Source organism: Streptomyces sp. NPDC054841, assembly GCF_053611045.1.
In genome coordinates this window covers 1-16712 of the sequence record NZ_JBSGZO010000164.1, presented here as the reverse complement: position 1 = coordinate 16712, position 16712 = coordinate 1, and the positions used below count along the sequence as shown (strand labels likewise).

At 69.8% G+C, this 16712-nt stretch carries 14 protein-coding genes; 9 read left to right on the top strand and 5 right to left on the bottom strand.

Annotated features, from left to right (window positions below):
* The first annotated feature begins 69 nt into the window (after nucleotides 1–69).
* Complete coding sequence (locus ACWGI8_RS22010) at nucleotides 70–267, top strand: hypothetical protein (protein ID WP_453663211.1); 198 nt, start codon at nucleotides 70–72, stop codon at nucleotides 265–267.
* A 64-nt stretch (nucleotides 268–331) separates the two neighbouring features.
* Here the strand turns inward: ACWGI8_RS22010 and ACWGI8_RS22005 are convergent, their stop codons facing one another.
* Together ACWGI8_RS22005 and ACWGI8_RS22000 are read right to left on the bottom strand one after the other, a co-directional pair.
* A complete protein-coding gene (locus ACWGI8_RS22005; RefSeq protein ID WP_453663210.1) occupies nucleotides 332–1807 on the bottom strand; it encodes an ABC1 kinase family protein in 1476 nt (491 codons plus the stop codon).
* Between the two features lie 65 nt (nucleotides 1808–1872).
* Entirely contained in the window at nucleotides 1873–3027 is a 1155-nt protein-coding gene (locus ACWGI8_RS22000) for a ThiF family adenylyltransferase (protein WP_453663209.1), read from the bottom strand.
* 243 nt (nucleotides 3028–3270) lie between these two features.
* Between ACWGI8_RS22000 and ACWGI8_RS21995 the strand changes: the two genes are divergently transcribed.
* The 4 genes from ACWGI8_RS21995 to ACWGI8_RS21980 all read left to right on the top strand — a co-directional run bounded on the left by ACWGI8_RS21995 (nucleotide 3271) and on the right by ACWGI8_RS21980 (nucleotide 7070).
* Nucleotides 3271–3867 carry a M48 metallopeptidase family protein gene (locus tag ACWGI8_RS21995; RefSeq protein ID WP_453663208.1) on the top strand — a complete coding sequence of 199 codons (597 nt, stop codon included), beginning with the start codon at nucleotides 3271–3273 and terminating at the stop codon, nucleotides 3865–3867.
* 111 nt (nucleotides 3868–3978) lie between these two features.
* On the top strand, nucleotides 3979–5601 hold the full coding sequence (locus tag ACWGI8_RS21990; protein WP_453663206.1) for a TerD family protein: 1623 nt from the start codon (nucleotides 3979–3981) through the stop codon (nucleotides 5599–5601).
* A 13-nt stretch (nucleotides 5602–5614) separates the two neighbouring features.
* Nucleotides 5615–6295 carry an AIM24 family protein gene (locus ACWGI8_RS21985; RefSeq protein WP_453663204.1) on the top strand — a complete coding sequence of 227 codons (681 nt, stop codon included), beginning with the start codon at nucleotides 5615–5617 and terminating at the stop codon, nucleotides 6293–6295.
* A 19-nt stretch (nucleotides 6296–6314) separates the two neighbouring features.
* A complete protein-coding gene (locus ACWGI8_RS21980; protein WP_453663202.1) occupies nucleotides 6315–7070 on the top strand; it encodes an AIM24 family protein in 756 nt (251 codons plus the stop codon).
* 108 nt (nucleotides 7071–7178) lie between these two features.
* Here ACWGI8_RS21980 and ACWGI8_RS21975 read toward each other — a convergent pair whose 3' ends face one another.
* Together ACWGI8_RS21975 and ACWGI8_RS21970 are read right to left on the bottom strand one after the other, a co-directional pair.
* Entirely contained in the window at nucleotides 7179–7763 is a 585-nt protein-coding gene (locus ACWGI8_RS21975; protein ID WP_453663201.1) for an NUDIX hydrolase, read from the bottom strand.
* On the bottom strand, nucleotides 7760–9223 hold the full coding sequence (locus ACWGI8_RS21970) for a zinc-dependent metalloprotease (protein WP_453663200.1): 1464 nt from the start codon (nucleotides 9221–9223) through the stop codon (nucleotides 7760–7762). Before ACWGI8_RS21970 ends, ACWGI8_RS21975 begins: the two co-directional genes overlap by 4 nt.
* A gap of 190 nt (nucleotides 9224–9413) precedes the next feature.
* Between ACWGI8_RS21970 and ACWGI8_RS21965 the strand changes: the two genes are divergently transcribed.
* The 3 genes from ACWGI8_RS21965 (at nucleotide 9414) to ACWGI8_RS21955 (ending at nucleotide 12820) form a co-directional block, all read left to right on the top strand.
* Entirely contained in the window at nucleotides 9414–10547 is a 1134-nt protein-coding gene (locus ACWGI8_RS21965) for an SDR family oxidoreductase (protein WP_453663198.1), read from the top strand.
* A gap of 267 nt (nucleotides 10548–10814) precedes the next feature.
* Nucleotides 10815–11276, top strand: coding sequence for a molybdenum cofactor biosynthesis protein MoaE (locus tag ACWGI8_RS21960; RefSeq protein ID WP_453663197.1), 462 nt, complete (start codon nucleotides 10815–10817; stop codon nucleotides 11274–11276).
* A gap of 455 nt (nucleotides 11277–11731) precedes the next feature.
* Complete coding sequence (locus ACWGI8_RS21955) at nucleotides 11732–12820, top strand: YlbL family protein (protein WP_453663196.1); 1089 nt, start codon at nucleotides 11732–11734, stop codon at nucleotides 12818–12820.
* A gap of 186 nt (nucleotides 12821–13006) precedes the next feature.
* On the opposite strand, the gene ACWGI8_RS21950 is transcribed toward ACWGI8_RS21955, so the two are convergent.
* Nucleotides 13007–13591 (bottom strand): PPA1309 family protein, encoded by a 585-nt coding sequence (locus tag ACWGI8_RS21950; protein WP_453663194.1) that lies wholly within the window; start codon nucleotides 13589–13591, stop codon nucleotides 13007–13009.
* Nucleotides 13592–13778: 187 nt separating this feature from the next.
* On the opposite strand from ACWGI8_RS21950, the gene ACWGI8_RS21945 reads away from it, so the two are divergent.
* The gene (locus ACWGI8_RS21945) at nucleotides 13779–16652 is read left to right on the top strand and encodes a UPF0182 family membrane protein (RefSeq protein WP_453663212.1); all 2874 of its coding nucleotides are present in this window, start codon (nucleotides 13779–13781) and stop codon (nucleotides 16650–16652) included.
* The last annotated feature ends 60 nt before the right edge of the window (nucleotides 16653–16712 follow it).

Genomic DNA, 16712 nt, shown 5'->3' with positions numbered 1-16712 from the left:
GGTCCGAAGGGACCGGCCCCCGCGGTGCGTTGTCCTGCGGTCCGCCCCGTACGGGGTTATCGTCACGAGGTGGACCAGCAGACTCATCACCCTGCCCAGCCGGGTGCGGGGAACGTCGTGTGCTCCCGGTGCGGCGCGGTCGCCGAGGACACTCCGCCGACCTGGACCTGCTCCGTGGAGAACGGCCGCCGCCACTACTTCTGTGAGGCATGCGCCCGCGCCAACATCAGGGCGATCGAGGGACGGCTCGACTCGTCCTGGTGGTGACGGAGCCACGGGCAGCCCGCCCCCTCCCACGCATGGGACAGAGCGCCGACACCCTCCCTACGGGTCAGGCTTGCGCGGACACGCTGTCCGCGTCCGGTTCCTCCTGTCCCGGCTCGGCAGGCTCGTCGAGTTCGACGATCTCGTTGAGGTCCTGGGTGGCTGGCAGGAAGCCCGGCAGCCAGGACTCCAGTTCGTCGCGGAGCCGGACCGTCGCGTTCAGCTGACAGAGCACCCCTATCGTGCTCAGCGTCACACGATGGATGAGCAAATACGCGGGCGGCAGATTGAGCTGCTTGCCCAACTGGTGTGCGGGGGAGCGTGGGTCGGCTATCCGTGCCGCCTGGGTCCGCATCCAGCCACGGGTGAAGGTGAAGGCGTCGACCTCTGCCGGTTCGATGATCGGGAGCAGATAGTCCAGCACCGCGTCCGGGTCGAGGTCGATCGACTCTTTGACGAAGCCCTCCTCGCACAGCAGTCCGTAGACTGCCTCGGCCTCGCCCTCCAGCGTCATCCGGAGCGAGTCACCGATGGTCCTGGGCAGTCCGCCGGAGAGCCGGTCGACGGTGCCGAAGTCCAGCACGCCCAGCCGCCATTCGCCTGCATCCTTCCCGCCCCGCTTCGTGCCCCGGTCCTGATCCGTGCCCCCGTCCTGATCCGCGTCGCGTGCGGGGAGCAGCCGGAAGTTGCCCGGGTGCGGATCCGCGTGCAGCAGACCCGTGCGCGCGGGGCCGGAGAAGAGGAAGCGGGCCAGCAGCTGACCCGCACGGTCCCGCTGCTCCTGCGTACCGTCGCTGATGACCTGGGCGAGCGGTATCCCGTCGATCCACTCGGTCACCAGCACCTGGTCGGACTGGTGCACCACATCGGGAACCACCACATCCGGATCGTCCGCGAACTCAGCCGCGTGCTCCCGCTGGGCCTCGGCCTCCAGCTCGTAGTCCAGCTCCTCCGACACCCGGTCACGTAGCTCGGCGATCAGCGGCTTGATGTCCATGCCCGGGATCAGCGGGCCCAGCAGCCGGGCGAACCGGCTCAGCTGGGACAGATCGGAGAGCAGCGCCTCTCCGGCTCCCGGGTACTGCACCTTCACCGCGACTTCGCGCCCGTCGTGCCAGATCGCCCGGTGGACCTGACCGATCGACGCGGCTGCCGCGGGTTTGTCCTCGAACTCCAGGAAGAGCTCACGCCAGTCCTCGCCGAGCCGCTCAGCGAGCACCTCGTGGACCGTGCGTGTCGGCATCGGGGGAGCGGCGTCCTGGAGTTTGGTCAGCGCGGCCCGGTAGGGGCCGGCGACCTCCTCGGGCAGCGCGGACTCGAAGACCGACATGGCCTGCCCGAATTTCATCGCACCCCCCTTGAGCTCACCGAGCACCTTGAACAGCTGCTCCGCAGTGCGCTGTTGCAGTTCGCGGGCCACTATCTCCGCCGACTTGCCACCGATCCGCTTGCCCAGGCCCCAGGTGGCGCGGCCCGCGATGCCCAGTGGCAGAGCGGCCAACTTGGCGGTACGAGTGACCGCCTTCCGGGGAAGATCAGACATGCGCCCCTCCAGATCCCAGACTGCCGTGCCGTTCGTGCCTTAGGGCATTGCTTCGTCGACGGCGGTTACCCGGCCATTGTGTCGTGTGGTGTCCCGGACCCCGAGGCGCGCTCCCCTTCAGTCTGCCGAGCCGCCCCGCAGGAACAGTCGCGATGGGCCCTGATCTGCTCCGATCGCCACTCCAGCAGCGGCATTGAAGCCTCCCAGCGTGCTCCTGTGCTCGCGGGCAGTTCACCGTCCAGAAAGGACAGGGCATGGGCTGCCGCCAGCCCGGCGACAGTGGTGGCCAGTCCGAGATCGCAGGGCCCGGCCCCCGCGCCGCTGCGGCCGGAGCGCCACTGAGCCAGCATCCGCGGCCAAGCGGGATCGCGGTCCGCCCGGGCCAGCCCCAGGCATCCCGCGCAGGCCGTGCCGCCGGGCAGCACCAGCGGCCCCACGACACCGGTGGCTTCGACAACGCCCGCGTAGAGATGGGGAGTCCCGGTGGCGAGCCAATCCTCGGCCGTCGCCGGATCGGGGGCGTACGCCGCGAGTCCGTCGCGTGGGGCGACGACCACCAGGGACAGTGCGGGCTCGTCCAGCGGCGGACCTCCGGCCGGCCGCCGCCGCGCTGCTCGGGGAATCCCGCCCGGGGCGGACCGGCGAACCAACTGCCGGGCGGCCGCGTCCCTGCGCCCACCGACCGCTTCCGCCGGCAGTCCACCGGGCGCCACGTCCCATGGCTCCGTACACCCGCCGTCCAGCACATCGACCTGGCCAACCCCCGAGGCGGACAACACGGCCGCGAGCGCTGCCCCGACCCGGCCGGAGCCCCGGACCTGGACCCGCATGGCACTCCTGGCCGCCAATCGCCCCATACCGCCGCCCGGTTCCGGATGGACGACGGAGAGCGAGGCGAGATCGGGGCGCAGCCGGTCGAGCGCGCCTGCCCGCTCCCGTAACAGATCGGCCGCCGGGCCGCCGCCCGTCGCGTCGTCGACCAGACCGGCCTGCGTCAACCGGCCGAGCAGCGCGTCCACCTGGCCTTCGGGGAGTCCTATCGCCCGGGCCTCCTCGCGCAGCCGGGGCAGCCCCCGGGTCCCGTCGAACAGCGATAGCAGGCTACCGGTCGCCGTGTCCACCGGACCGACCACCACCGCATGCGCCGGCGTTGCCCCGAACTGCACATAGCGAAGGTCACGCCAGGCGCGCCGCAGCGCAGGCTTCACCGTCGGATGCATAATTCCTCCCCCGATCGAACGGTGTTCCGTCCGTGTTCCGTCCGTGGTCCGTCCGTGTTCCGCCCGTCGGTCTTTCGGGCGGATCTCTCCGGCACCAGAATGCACAGGTCCGGCGGCGGGTGCCGAAAGTTATCCACAGGCATCGGGTATTAGTCGTTCAAATGGTGCACGCCGTTTGGTGGATCAAGCTCGAAGCGTCCCGGAGGCGGGACTTCCCCCACTGACAGCGGGTAACGTCGGGGCGTGTCCGCCGACCGACCGCACAGCGCCGAAAGCCAGCAGCGCAGCGTGACCAGACATCCTCCCCGCTCTTCCGCGACAAGCGCGGTCGAGGTCCGCAGAAGCGCCCGGCGCAGCAGAACGGTCTCGGCGTACCGGGAGGGTGACCGGACGATCGTGCTCATCCCGGCCCGGATGTCCGAGGCGGAGGAGCGACGCTGGGTGACGGTGATGCTCGACAAGCTCGCCGCGCAGGAGAGCAAGCGGACCCTCGGGGATGCGGAACTGGCCGAGCGTGCCGAGCGTTTGTCCGAGCAGTACTTCGACGGGCGCGCCAGGGCGACGTCGGTGCGATGGGTGACGAATCAGAACACCCGCTGGGGGTCATGCACTCCGGCGGAAGGCAGCATCCGCCTGTCGCACCGGCTGCAGGGCATGCCCGAGTACGTCGTCGACTACGTGCTCGTCCACGAGCTCGCCCATCTGCTCGTGCCGGGTCACGGGCCGCGTTTCTGGCGGCTGCTGGAGGCCTATCCGCGTACCGAGCGTGCGCGTGGATACCTCGAAGGTGTGGTCGCGGCGGAGCGCCTGCCGCACCTGCCGGCCGCGCGCGGAGAGTGAGATTCGCCGATCCTGTACCGAATGTGTCCCGACTTGGCTCAATGTCGTTCCCAGCCGTTAGCCTGGCGCGACGCAGTCACATTTCGTCGGGATGGGGGACGGTCGTTACGCATGGCCAGGGAATTCCAACGCGGCCACAAGGCCAAGATCAGTGATCTGACACCGGGGACCGATCTGTACGTAGGTGTGCAGATCGCTGCGCCCGGGCTGACCTTCGACATCAGCTGTTTCGGTCTCGACGCCAATGAGCAGCTCTCGGACGACCGGTATTTCATCTTCTTCAACCAGCCGAAATCGCCCGAGGAGTCCATTCAGCTGCTCGGCGCCCAGTCAGGTGACACCGAGTCGTTCCGTGTCACGCTGGACCGCATCCCGGCGAGCATCCACAAGCTGTCGTTCACCGCGACCGTCGACGGCGCAGGCCAGATGTCGCAGATCGGGCCCGGGTACATCCGGATCGTCGCGGGCGGCGAAGAAGTGGTGCGATACGCCTTCACCGGCTCGGAGTTCACCACCGAACGTGCCGTGATGCTGGGCGACTTCTACCTCAAGGACGTGTGGCGGTTCGCCGCGGTCGGCCAGGGCTTCGACGGCGGTCTGGACGCGCTGCTGAAGAACTTCGGCGGTGAGGTGGCCGAGGAGGAGCCCTCCGCGCAGCAGCCGCAGCCGGGCGGCGTGCCCGGGTTCGCCCCTCCGGCGCAGGCCGCTCCGGCCCCCGCGTTCGGCGCCCCGGCCGGCCCGCAGGCCCCGCAGGCTCCGCAGCCCGCCCCCGCGTTCGGTGCGCCCGCCGCCCAGACGCCGGCTCCCGCGCCCGCGCCCGCTCCCGCGCCGTTCAACCAGCAGATGCACGCGGCGCCGACGATCGCCGCCCCGATGACCCCTCCTGGCGGTACGGTTCCGCCGCAGGCTCCGCCGTCCCCGTACGGACAGCCGCAGCAGCCGCAGTTCGGCCAGATGCCGGGCCAGGTTCCGGGCGCACCGGCCCCTTATGGCCAGCAGCCCGCCCCGTACGGTCAGCCGGGCATCCCGCAGGGCGTGCCCCAGGGTGTTCCGCAGGGCGTCCCCCAGGGCGGTGCGGGTCTCCAGGCGGCGCTCCAGCCGTACAAGGAGCTGCCCACCGGCCAGCGCTGGACGCCGCAGAACCAGCAGCTCATGCGGGTCGACCTGGGAATGGGCGGCACGCCCGTGCTCGCCCGCCAGGGCAGCATGGTCATGTACCAGGGCAAGGTCGACTTCAGCTACAAGGGTGCCGGTTTCGCCGGCCGCGTGGTCGGCAACGCCACGGGCCAGGAGATGCAGCTCATGCGCTGCACCGGCCGCGGCCAGGTCTTCCTCGCCGAGAACGGTGCGCATCTGCACCCCATCGAACTTCAGGGCGACGGAATCTGCGTCTCCGCGGAGAACGTCCTCGCGTTCGACGAGTCGCTTCAGCACGAGGTCCGCCGTATCGAGGGCCATGGCATCCCCGGCGGCGCCCTGTTCACCATGCAGTTCCAGGGCACCGGCACGGTCGTCGTCAAGACCCACGGCATCCCGGTGGTCCTGCCGGTCACGCCCACCACCTTCGCCGACTCCAACGCCATCGTGGCCTGGTCGTCCGCCTCCCAGGTGATCCTCTCCAGCCAGGTCCGACTGCGCCGCAACGCGTACCCCGGCCACAGCGGAGAAACCGTCAACCTGCAGTTCCGGGGCGCCCCCGGCAACTTCATCGTCGTCCAGCCGTACGAGGTCTGAGGGAGCCCGGAGAATGAACCAGCAACTCGCGGGCTACGCCCCGACCCCGGTCGTGGCCCGGATGGAGAACCACGGCCGCACGATGCTCAAGGTCGCCATGGCGTCCGGCCAGGATCTGTACGCACGCGCCGGCTCGATGGTCGCCTACGAGGGCTTCGTCCAGTACGAGCCGAATCCGCCGGCCGTCCGGCAGGTCGCCTCCCAGTGGGTGACCGGCGAGGGCGCGCCCATCATGAAGTGCTCCGGTGACGGGCTGCTCTACCTCGCCGACTACGGCGCGGATGTCGTCGTCATCAACCTCAACAACGACTCCCTCTCGGTCAACGGCACCAGCCTCCTCGCCTTCGACGCGCACCTCCAGTGGGGCGTCGAGCGGGTCAAGGGACTCGCCAAGTTCGCCGGGCAGGGCCTGTGGAACGTCCAGATCGCCGGCACCGGCTGGGTGGCGCTGACCTCCCGCGGCACGCCGATCGTGGTCGACTGCGGCCGTGGGGAGGACGAGACGTACGTCGACCCCGACGCTCTCGTCGCCTGGTCGCCGAACCTGAAGGTGAAGGGCAAGCGCAGCTTCAAGGCGTCCTCCCTGATCGGGCGGGGCAGCGGAGAGGCGTACCAGATGGCCTTCTCCGGCCAGGGCATCGTCGTCGTACAGCCGAGTGAGGACAGCACCGACCGCCTGCGGGTCCGGGGCTGAGGGGGAGCGAGAACACACCATGCAGAGCCCGCTTTTCAGCTACGCGGAACAGCAGTCCCAGGAGCGGTACGTCGTGCAGAACCCGCAGCTCCTGCGGGTGGCGCTCACCGGACACGACGACATCCTCGCCCGCAAGGGCGCCATGGTCGCCTACCAGGGGCTGATCGACTTCGACGGTGAGTACCAGACGAGCAACCAGCGGCGTGCCCGCGCGCGCACCGGCGAGGGCCTCGAGCTGATGCGCTGCTCCGGGCAGGGCACGGTCTACTTCGCCAACCTCGCCCAGTACATCCACGTAGTGGATGTCGATCAGGAGGGCATGACTGTGGACAGCGCCTATGTGCTGGCGCTGGACTCCACCCTGCACACCGAAGTCATCGCTGTGGACAGCCAGTACGGCATCTCCGGCTCCGGCAAGTACCAGCTCAACATCTCAGGGCGGGGCAAGGTCGCGCTGATGACGTCCGGCCAGCCGCTGATGATGCAGGTCACCCCGGACAAGTACGTCAACGTGGACGCCGACGCGATCGTCGCCTGGTCGTCCTCGCTACGGGTGCAGATGCAGGCCCAGACACACTCCACCGGTGTGTGGCGCCGACGAGGCAACACGGGCGAGGGCTGGGAGCTGAGCTTCCTGGGGCAGGGCTTCGCCCTCGTCCAGCCCAGCGAGCTCCTCCCGCCGCAGAACGCCCAGATCGGCCAGGGGGTGCGCGCCCAGTTCGGTGTGGGCCAGCAGGGTTCCCACGCCCAGAACCAGAACAACGTCTGGAACTGATCGCACAGGTGACAGGTAAGGGGCGGTCCGCAATAGCGGCCGCCCCTTACACACGAGGGCAGTACTCACTCACGTGCGTGCATGCGTGCATGCGTACGTACGTGCGCGCTAAAGCCTGGCCCGGGTACGGTCCAGCAGTCGCACCACCGAGGTGTCGGCCACGGACGCCACCTCGTCGTACGCGAACCAGCGCAGATCCAGCGACTCGTCACTGATCGCCTCGACGGCCTCCGGCGGCGCGAGCGCGGCGTACTGCACATCGAGATGCCAGTGGCAGGGCGCCGGAATCGCATGCCGGTCCAGCCGCACCGGGCCGCCCTCCAGCAGCGTCAGCCCCGGAATCCCGGACTCCTCCGTCGCCTCGCGCAGGGCCGCGGCCGTCAGCGTCGCGTCCCCGGGCTCGCAGTGGCCGCCCATCTGCAGCCACATGCCCAGCTTCTTGTGGAGGGTCAGCAGCACCCGGCCGCGCGCGGGGTCGACGACCAGGGCGCTGGCGGTCAGATGCCCGGCCCGGCACGCCTTCCACATCCCGTCCGGGTGTGCCGCCAGATGGTCCAGATAGACCTGGCGCAGCGCCCCTTGGTCGTCGAACTCGTTGTCCTGCTCCCGGTCCTGCTCCCGGTCCTGCTCCCGGTCCTGCTCCCGGTCCTCGTATTCCTTCAGTACACGGACCGCGTCGTCGTACAGGCTCACTTGTCGGTGTCGTCCTTGCCGTCGTCCTCGCCGCCGGACTTGTCGCCCCTGCCGCCCTCGTCCGGGCCCTTGGCCGCCTCGCCGAGCATCTTGTCCAGCTCCGAGAAGTCCAGGTGCTCGCCGTGGACGAAGCCGTCCGGGTCGTCCAGGTCGGACGCCGTCGGCAGCATGTCCGGGTGTGCCCACAAGCCGTCACGGCCGTCCACGCCCCGCGCGTCCGTGAGCGACGCCCACAGGCGGGACGCGTCGCGCAGCCGGCGCGGACGCAGCTGCAGACCGATCAGCGTCGCGAACGTCTGCTCGGCCGGACCACCCGTCGCACGGCGCCGGCGCAGCATCTCGCGCAGCGCGTCCGCCGACGTCAGACGCGTCTTCGCGGCCTCGTGCACCACCGCGTCGACCCAGCCCTCGACCAGCGCGAGCGCCGTCTCCAGCCGGGCGAGCGCCGCCTTCTGCTCCGGAGTGTCCTCGGGCTGGAACATGCCTTGCTGCAGCGCGTTCTGCAGGTCCTCGGGGTTCTGCGGGTCGAACTGGCCGACCACGTCCTCCAGCTTTGTGGTGTCGACCTTGATCCCGCGCGCGTACCCCTCGACCGCGCCGAACAGATGCGAGCGCAGCCACGGCACATGGGCGAAGAGGCGCTGGTGGGCGGCCTCGCGCAGCGCCAGATACAGCCGGACCTCGTCCTTGGGAACACCCAGGTCCCTGCCGAACGCCTCCACGTTGAGCGGGAGCAGCGCGGCCTTTCCGGCCGGGCCCAGCGGCAGACCGATGTCGGTCGAGCCGACGACCTCACCGGCGAGGGTGCCGACGGCCTGCCCGATCTGCTGGCCGAACATGGCGCCGCCCATGGAGCGCATCATGCCGATCAGCGGGCCGGCCATCGCCTGCATCTCCTCGGGGAGCACATCGCCCATGGCCATGCCTACGCGCTCGGCGACCGGGTCGACAAGCTGCTGCCACGCCGGAAGGGTCGCCTCGACCCACTCCGCGCGGCTCCATGCCACGGCGGTCCCCGCACCGGAGGGCAACGACGTCGCCCCGTCCAGCCACAGATCGGCGAGGCGCACGGCCTCCTCGACCGCGGCGCGCTCGGCCGGGCCGACGCTCGCGTCCTTCGTCCCGTCCTGCGTGCCCTGGGAGACCGTCTGGCGGGCGATCTGCTTCGCCATGTCCCAGTTCACGGGGCCGCCCTCATAGCTCAGCATCTGACCGAGCTGCTGGAAGGCCGCACCGAGGTCGGTCGGGTTCAGCGAACCGAACATCGCGGCGAACGGATTCTCCGCGCCGCCCGGACCGCCTGCTCCGGCGCCCGGGAACCCGAACCCCAAGGGGTTGGCCGGGCCGCCCTGGCCGCCGCCGGAACCCTGCCCACCTCCGGCGGGGTCCTTCTTCTTGCCCTCGTCGCCGTTCTCCGGCTCCTCCGGCGGAAGGCCGAATCCGAATGGGGTGTCACTCACGGGTTTCCTCGGCTCGTAGGGCCGCCGGCTTCCTGCCGGCGGCGACTGCCCGACAACACCACCAGCGTAGACATCCGGGCCCGACAAGGGCTCAGTGCTTCGCCGGCTCACTGGCTGCGGCAGGATGGACGCCACCTGGTACGTACGCGTCATTCACGTATGTACTGAAGACAACCGCTGGAGACGCCCGGTGAGTTCCCCAGATCCACAGGTTCCCGCAGCGCACGATGCTGACGTTCGCCACAGGCGAAACCACTCCGCCCCGGCCTCGGGGCGCGGCCCCGTGGTCGCGGTCACCGGCGCCGCCTCGGGCGTCGGTGCCCTGCTGACCCGGCGTCTCGCCGAGTCCGACGAGATCAGGCAGGTCGTCGCCATCGACGAGCGCCGTGGCGACGTCGCAGAGGCGCACTGGCACATCCTGGACGTCCGCGACCCGGCGATCGCCGAGAAGCTGCGCGGTGCCGACGTCGTCGTCCACCTGGCGCTCGATCTGGACCTGGAGACCGACCCGGCCGCGCGTACCGCGTACAACGTGCGTGGTACCCAGACCGTGCTCACCGCGGCAGCCGCCGCGGGAGTCCACCGGGTCGTGCTGTGCACTTCGGCGATGGTCTACGGAGCGCTGCCCGACAACGACATCCCGCTCTCCGAGGACGCGGAACTGCGCGCGACCGCCGAGGCCACCGGCGTCGGCGATCTGCTGGAGATCGAGCGCCTCGGCCGCCGCGCGCCCCGTGCCCACCCCGGCCTCAATGTCACGGTGGTGCGGCCCGCCGTCCTGGTGGGCGGTACGGACACGGCGCTGACCCGCTACTTCGAGTCACCGCGCCTGCTCGTCGTCGCCGGATCCCGCCCCACCTGGCAGTTCTGCCATGTCGAGGACCTGGTGAGCGCCCTGGAGTACGCCGCGCTGGAGAAGGCCGACGGGGAGTTCGCCGTCGGCTGCGACGGCTGGCTCGAGCAGGAGGAGGTCGAGGAGCTCAGCGGCATCCGCCGCATGGAGCTGCCGTCCGCGGTCGCGCTCGGCGCCGCGGCCCGGCTGCACCGGATCGGCCTCACCCCGTCCCCGGCAGGGGACCTCGCGTACACGATGCACCCGTGGGTGGTCAGCGTCGGCAGGCTGCACGACGCCGGATGGCGGCCGCAGTGGACCAACGAGGAGGTGCTGGCCGCGTTGCTCGAGGAGGTCGAGGGCCGGCACACCGTCGCGGGCCGCCGGCTGGGGCGCAAGGACGCCACCGCCGCCGGTGCGGCGGGTGCGACCGTCGCGCTGCTGGGTACGGCCGCGCTCGTACGGCGCGCCCGGAAGCGCCGCGGTCTGTAGGCGGCCCTGGTCCTGGGGCGGCCGGCTTTGCGCTGCTCGGCCGCGCTGCTCGGCCCTGCGCTGACCGGCCCGCAGCCGCCGTGGCCCTGGCGTGCGCTGCCGGCCCTGTGCCCGTGGGTAGGCGGCCCTGATCCTGCGGCCCGCCCGCGAGCGCCGTACCCCGCCCGGCCTGCCCTGCCCTGCCTGTAGGAGGCTCCATACCGGGCGTGGGCCTGCCGGTCGAAAGCGCTATTCCGCGATGTCAGCACGGTGCGGCACGATGGGCCCATGGCACGCACGAACGACCACCCCGGCGAGCAGGCGGCAGCGGACCCCATCCGCCTTCTGCAGATCCGCGACACCCCGCTCTCCGTCGACGAGGTCTTCCGCGCCGTCGGCGACGACGCGGCAGGCGGCACGGCGCTCTTCGTGGGCACGGTGCGCAACCATGACGGGGGCGCGGACGTCGACACACTCGGCTATTCGTGCCACCCCAGCGCCGAGGCGGAAATGCGCCGTATCGCCGAAAAGGTCGTCGCGGAATACCCTGTGCGCGCCCTCGTGGCCGTCCACCGTGTGGGAGACCTGGAGGTCGGTGACCTCGCCGTGGTCGTCGCCGTCTCGTGCCCGCACCGGGGCGAGGCCTTCGAGGCTTGCCGGCAGCTGATCGACGACCTGAAGCACGAGGTCCCGATCTGGAAGCACCAGAGGTTCTCGGACGGCACGGAGGAGTGGGTGGGTGCCTGCTGAACAGGTGTGACGCGCACCCGGATGGCAGGTAGCTGGTCCGATTTGCGTAACCGCCCCCCTGACACCAGCGTTGAAGCGGCGGATTGGTTAATCTGCTGATCGGTTAGCTGCTGAAGCGGTTGCTCCAGCGCATGGGGTCGGGAGGTCGGGATGGCGGCACTTGCCTGGTTGCTGATTCCGCTTTTCGCTGCCGTCGGTGCAGCGATATGGGGAAGCTGGGCCTCGCGGAACCGCACTACCGGGGACATTGCCGAGTTGGACGGTTACGCGCGGTTCCGGGCCGCGATGGAGAAGTCCCACTCCGGTACAGACGCACTCTGACGGGGCCGCGTCCGTGCGCGTCTGCCAACTCCCCGGCCACCCCCACCACCGCTCCGGCCGCCACCCGCTGTCGGGCTGCCCGTACGGACCGGCCCGACAGGTGGACTGACAGACCAGTCCCGTACTGTCGTTCCATGCCACGCCGCACAGCGACGATGCTCGCCTCCACGCTCGTTCTCATCGTGCTGCTCTGTGTGGGCGTGTTCCTGACGCCGCCCTACTCCGAGATGACGCCGGGACCGACGGTCAACACGCTGGGCGAGGCCGGTGGCGCACCCGTACTGCAGATCTCCGGCCGCAAGACGTACCCGACGACCGGCCACCTCAACATGACGACGGTCCGGGTCACCGGCGCGGACTACAGGATGAACCTGGCGGAGGTCATCTACGGCTGGCTGGCCCATGACAACGTCGTGGTGCCGCACGAGACGCTCTACCCGAACGGCAAGACGGAAGAGCAGTCCAACCAGGAGAACGCCGAGGAGTTCAGCCAGTCCCAGGAGAGCGCCAAGGCCGCGGCCCTGCGGGAGCTCGGCATCCCGGTGAAGTCCCGCGTCGTCGTCTCCTCCATCCGTAAGGGCAGCCCCGCGCAGGGCGTGCTGCACGCGGGCGACGTGATCAAGGCCGTCGACGGTACGCCGGTCAAGCAGCCGACCGATGTCACGAAAGCCGTCACCAAGCACGAGCCCGGCGAGAAGGTGTCCTTCTCGATCGTCCCCGCGAAGCAGGCAGCCGCCGCCGAGAAGGCGGGCAAGGAACCGTCCGCCGTTCAGGACGTGCAGGTCGGCAGCGTGAAGTCGGAGGAGGGTGACCGGAGCATCGTCGGAATCACGGCCGATACGGATCACACCTTCCCGTTCACCATCGACATCAAGCTCGCCGACGTGGGCGGACCGAGCGCCGGACTGATGTTCGCGCTCGGCATCGTCGACAAGCTCACCCCGTCCGATCTGACGGGCGGCAAGTTCGTCGCCGGCACCGGCACGATCGACAACCAGGGCACGGTCGGCCCGATCGGCGGCATCGAGATGAAGCTGGTCGGTGCGCGGAACGCGGGAGCGGAGTACTTCCTGGTGCCCAGCGGCAACTGCGAGGCCGCGGCCTCCGACATCCCGGACGGGCTCACCCTGGTCAGGGTGAAGACCATCGACGATGCGACGAAGTCGCTGGAGAAGATCCGCAGCGGGAACACGGCGGGCCTGCCCAGCTGCTCGAAGGACTGACGGGCCGGCGGGCTGACGCCCGCCCAGGCAGGGCAGGGTCCGCACCCCTTGCCGGGCCGGACCCCTCGCCGGCCCGCCCCTCTCGCCGGTGCTGGGCCGGACCCCTCGCCGGGGCGCGCCCCTACCCGGGGCGCACCCCCGATCTGTCGCCGCGCCGCGAAGATCGTCGGCAGGCCTGCGCCTCCGCTACGCCTCGAACGTCGCCGACAGCGCCTCGGCCAGGCCCGGGACCAGGTCCGCGCCCGTGAGGACCTCGGTCGGGGAATCCTTCTCCCGCAGCCGCAGTGCCGACTCGCGGGCGCCGTCGCGCAGCACCGCCACCGTCATCCGGACCTCCTGGCGATCCGGGTGGCCCGCGACCCACTTCGCCAGCCCGGCCTCGTCGAGGCCGTCCGGGACGGACGCCTCCGCGGACGGCGGGAGCATCAGCCGCTCCACCGTGAGGGCGCAGCCGGCCACCGCATCGGGCCAGGCGATCGTCGCGAGGAACTCGTCCAGCGCGGCGTCGGAAGGGATCTCGTCCTGCTCGACCGGGGTGAGCGGAGCGGCGGTGTCACCGGCATCGAGACCGAGCTGGGCGGCGAGGCCCGGCTCCTGGGAGCGCAGCTGCGCGGTGTCGACGAGGGCGAAGAGCCGGGCGGGCTGGTCCCAGCCGAGGCCGGACGCGTACTCGTCGATCTCGAGCACCGCTCGGGTGAGCGGGCTCGCGGCCATCGGCGTCGAGGCCGGAGACGGCTGATCTTCTGGACTGCTGGGGGAAACGTTGGACATGGTCAATATCCTGCCTCCTTCGGACCCGGAGACGGGAACTAGGTAAAGCTTCAGTAAGTTGCATGAGTGGGCTCTACGATCGCGTGGACCTACTGCACGCGCGTGAGACGTGTGCACGACGCTTCACCCGAGTTACCCGACGCTTTACACGACAGCGACTTTCGAGGGGCGCACGTTGGCTTTCCAGATGCCGGACCGGGGCGGAGGCCCGACCGGGCCACGGATCAGAGTCGGCCGCCCGTCGCGGCGTGTCCGGACCCTGCTCATGACATTGGGTGTACTGGCCGTCCTGGCCATGCTCTTTGTCATGTTCGCCGGGTTCTGGACCGACTGGCTCTGGTACCGCTCGGTGCAGTACTCGTCGGTGTTCACCACCACCCTGTGGACCAAGGTCGGCCTGTTCGCGGTCTTCGGCCTGCTGATGGCAGCCGCGGTCGGAGTGAACATCTGGCTGGCGCACCGGCTGCGGCCGCCGCTGAGCGCGATGTCGCTGGAGCAGCAGAGCCTCGACCGGTACCGGATGGGTATCGCCCCGTACAAGAAGTGGGTGCTCCTCGGGATCACCGCGCTCGTCGGGCTGATCGCCGGAGCCTCCGCCTCGTCCCAGTGGCGCACCTGGCTGATGTGGGTCAATGGCGTGCCGTTCGGTCAGAAGGACCCGCAGTTCCACATGGACGTGGCCTTCTACGCGTTCGATCTGCCCTGGTACCGGTTCCTGCTCGGCTTCGGCTTCGCCGCCGCCGTGCTCTCGCTGATCGCGGCCGCGCTCACCCACTACCTGTACGGCGGGCTCCGCGTCACCAGCCCGGGGGCGCGGGCGACCGCCGCGGCCACCGGCCACCTCTCGGTGCTGCTGGGTCTCTTCGTCGCGCTCAAGGCCGTGGCGTACTGGCTGGACCGGTACGGCCTGGCCGTGAAGTCCAGTGACTTCAAGGCGACCGGCAACTGGACGGGCCTGCGGTACGTCGACGCCAACGCGTATCTGCCGGCCAAGACGATCCTCTTCTGCATCGCCGTCATCTGCGCCGTGCTGTTCTTCGCGACGCTGTGGCGCCGCACCTGGCAGCTGCCGGTGATCGGCTTCGGCCTGATGGTGCTGTCGGCGATCCTGATCGGCGGCCTGTACCCGGCCATCGTGCAGAAGTTCCAGGTCCAGCCGAACGAGCAGGCCAAGGAATCTCCGTACATCCAGAAGAACATCGATGCGACCCGCAAGGCGTACGGCATCGACGCGACCAAGGCCGAGAACTACTCGGGCAAGGGCGACCCGAAGCGCAAGGCGCAGCAGCGCGAGCAGGCCTCCACGGCCGCGGCCTACCGGCTCGTCGACTCCAACGTCGTCTCGCCCGCCTTCCAGCAGCTCCAGCAGGAGCGCAAGTACTACCAGTTCCCCGCGACCCTGGACGTCGACCGGTACACCGGTCCGGACGGGAAGCCGCAGGACACGGTCATCGGTCTGCGCGAGCTCAACATCAAGGGCATCCCCAAGCGCAACTGGATCAACGACCACTTCACCTACACCCACGGTTACGGTGCGATCGCGGCCAAGGGCACGAACACGATCACGAACGAGGACCAGGGGACGGTCGGCGCACCCGACTTCACCGAGTCCGGACTGCCGACGAAGGGCCAACTCGGCACGTACGAGCAGCGGATCTACTACGGCGAGAAGACCGAGCAGTACTCGATCGTGGGCGGCCCGCAGAAGGAGCTCGACTACGAGAAGAACGGCGAGGAGACCACCAGCTACAAGGGCAAGAGCGGGGTCAACCTCTCCAACGCCTTCAACCGCGCGGCCTACGCGGTCGCGTTCAGCGAGCCGCAGATCCTCTACTCGGGAGCGATCGGTGAGGGTTCGCGGATCCTCTACAACCGCACGCCCAAGGAGCGCGTCGAGGCGGTGGCCCCCTGGCTCACCATCGACGGCGACGCGTACCCGGCGGTGGTCGACGGCCGCATCAAGTGGATCGTGGACGCGTACACCACGACGAACGGCTACCCCTACGCCTCCCGTACGACGCTCGGGGAGACCACCGCCGACGCGCTGACCGACAGCCAGCGGGCCGTCGTTGCGCAGCAGAACCAGGTCAACTACATCCGCAACTCGGTGAAGGCCACCGTCGATGCGTACGACGGCACGGTCGACCTGTACCAGTGGGACACCGAGGACCCGGTCCTCAAGACCTGGATGAAGGCTTTCCCGGACACGGTGAAGCCGAAGGGCGACATCAAGCCGGAGCTGCTGGCCCATCTGCGCTACCCGCAGGACATGTTCAAGGTCCAGCGCGAGCTGCTCACGCGGTACCACGTGACGGACCCCGAGCAGTTCTACAGCGGCAGTGACGCCTGGCAGGTGCCGGACGATCCGACGAACCAGGACACCAACGCGGTCCCGCCGTACTACCTGAGCCTGAAGATGCCCGGGGACAACGACCAGAAGTTCTCGCTGACGACGACGTTCACCCCAGCCGGACGACCCAACCTCGGTGCGTTCATGGCGGTCGACGCCGATGCGGCCAGCAAGGGCTACGGCTCGATCAGGCTGCTGAGAGTGACCTCGACCGTGCAGGGTCCCTCACAGGTGCAGAGTGAGCTCAACAGTGTTCCGGAGGTCGCGACATTCGTCCGTGACCTCAAGGGCACCGACTCGCAGATCGACTACGGCAACCTGCTGACCGTGCCGCTGGACGGCGGGTTCCTGTACATCGAGCCGGTGTACGCGCGCGGTGGCGCCGCGAACTATCCGCTGCTGAAGAAGGTGGCCGTGTCGTACGGCGGCAAGCCGGTCTTCAAGGACAGCCTGGCGGAGGCGCTGAACGCGGTCTTCGGGGTGGAGGGCGCGGAGCAGCCGCCGGCGGTGCAACCGCCGGCGAGCGACACGACGAAGCCGCCGGCCACCGGTGACGTGGCGCTGAGGCAGGCCATCGCGGACGCTCAGAAGGCGTACGAGGAGGGCCAGGAGGCGCTCAAGAAGAACGACTGGACGGCGTACGGCAAGGCCCAGGCGGATCTGCAGGCGGCGCTTGAGCGAGCGGCGGCGGCGCAGAAGCCCAGCGGCTGAACGTGAGCGGCTGAACGTGAGCGGCTGAGCGGGGCCGGCGAGCAAGCCCTGTTCAGCCGC

Bases quoted from the DNA above. Each gene is read 5' to 3' on its own strand.
- ACWGI8_RS22005 (WP_453663210.1), bottom strand. From the start codon at position 1,807: ATGTCTGATCTTCCCCGGAAGGCGGTCACTCGTACCGCCAAGTTGGCC.
- ACWGI8_RS22000 (WP_453663209.1), bottom strand. From the start codon at position 3,027: ATGCATCCGACGGTGAAGCCTGCGCTGCGGCGCGCCTGGCGTGACCTT.
- ACWGI8_RS21990 (WP_453663206.1), top strand. From the start codon at position 3,979: ATGGCCAGGGAATTCCAACGCGGCCACAAGGCCAAGATCAGTGATCTG.
- ACWGI8_RS21985 (WP_453663204.1), top strand. From the start codon at position 5,615: ATGAACCAGCAACTCGCGGGCTACGCCCCGACCCCGGTCGTGGCCCGG.
- ACWGI8_RS21980 (WP_453663202.1), top strand. From the start codon at position 6,315: ATGCAGAGCCCGCTTTTCAGCTACGCGGAACAGCAGTCCCAGGAGCGG.
- ACWGI8_RS21960 (WP_453663197.1), top strand. From the start codon at position 10,815: ATGGCACGCACGAACGACCACCCCGGCGAGCAGGCGGCAGCGGACCCC.
- ACWGI8_RS21955 (WP_453663196.1), top strand. From the start codon at position 11,732: ATGCCACGCCGCACAGCGACGATGCTCGCCTCCACGCTCGTTCTCATC.
- ACWGI8_RS21950 (WP_453663194.1), bottom strand. From the start codon at position 13,591: ATGTCCAACGTTTCCCCCAGCAGTCCAGAAGATCAGCCGTCTCCGGCC.
- ACWGI8_RS21945 (WP_453663212.1), top strand. From the start codon at position 13,779: ATGCCGGACCGGGGCGGAGGCCCGACCGGGCCACGGATCAGAGTCGGC.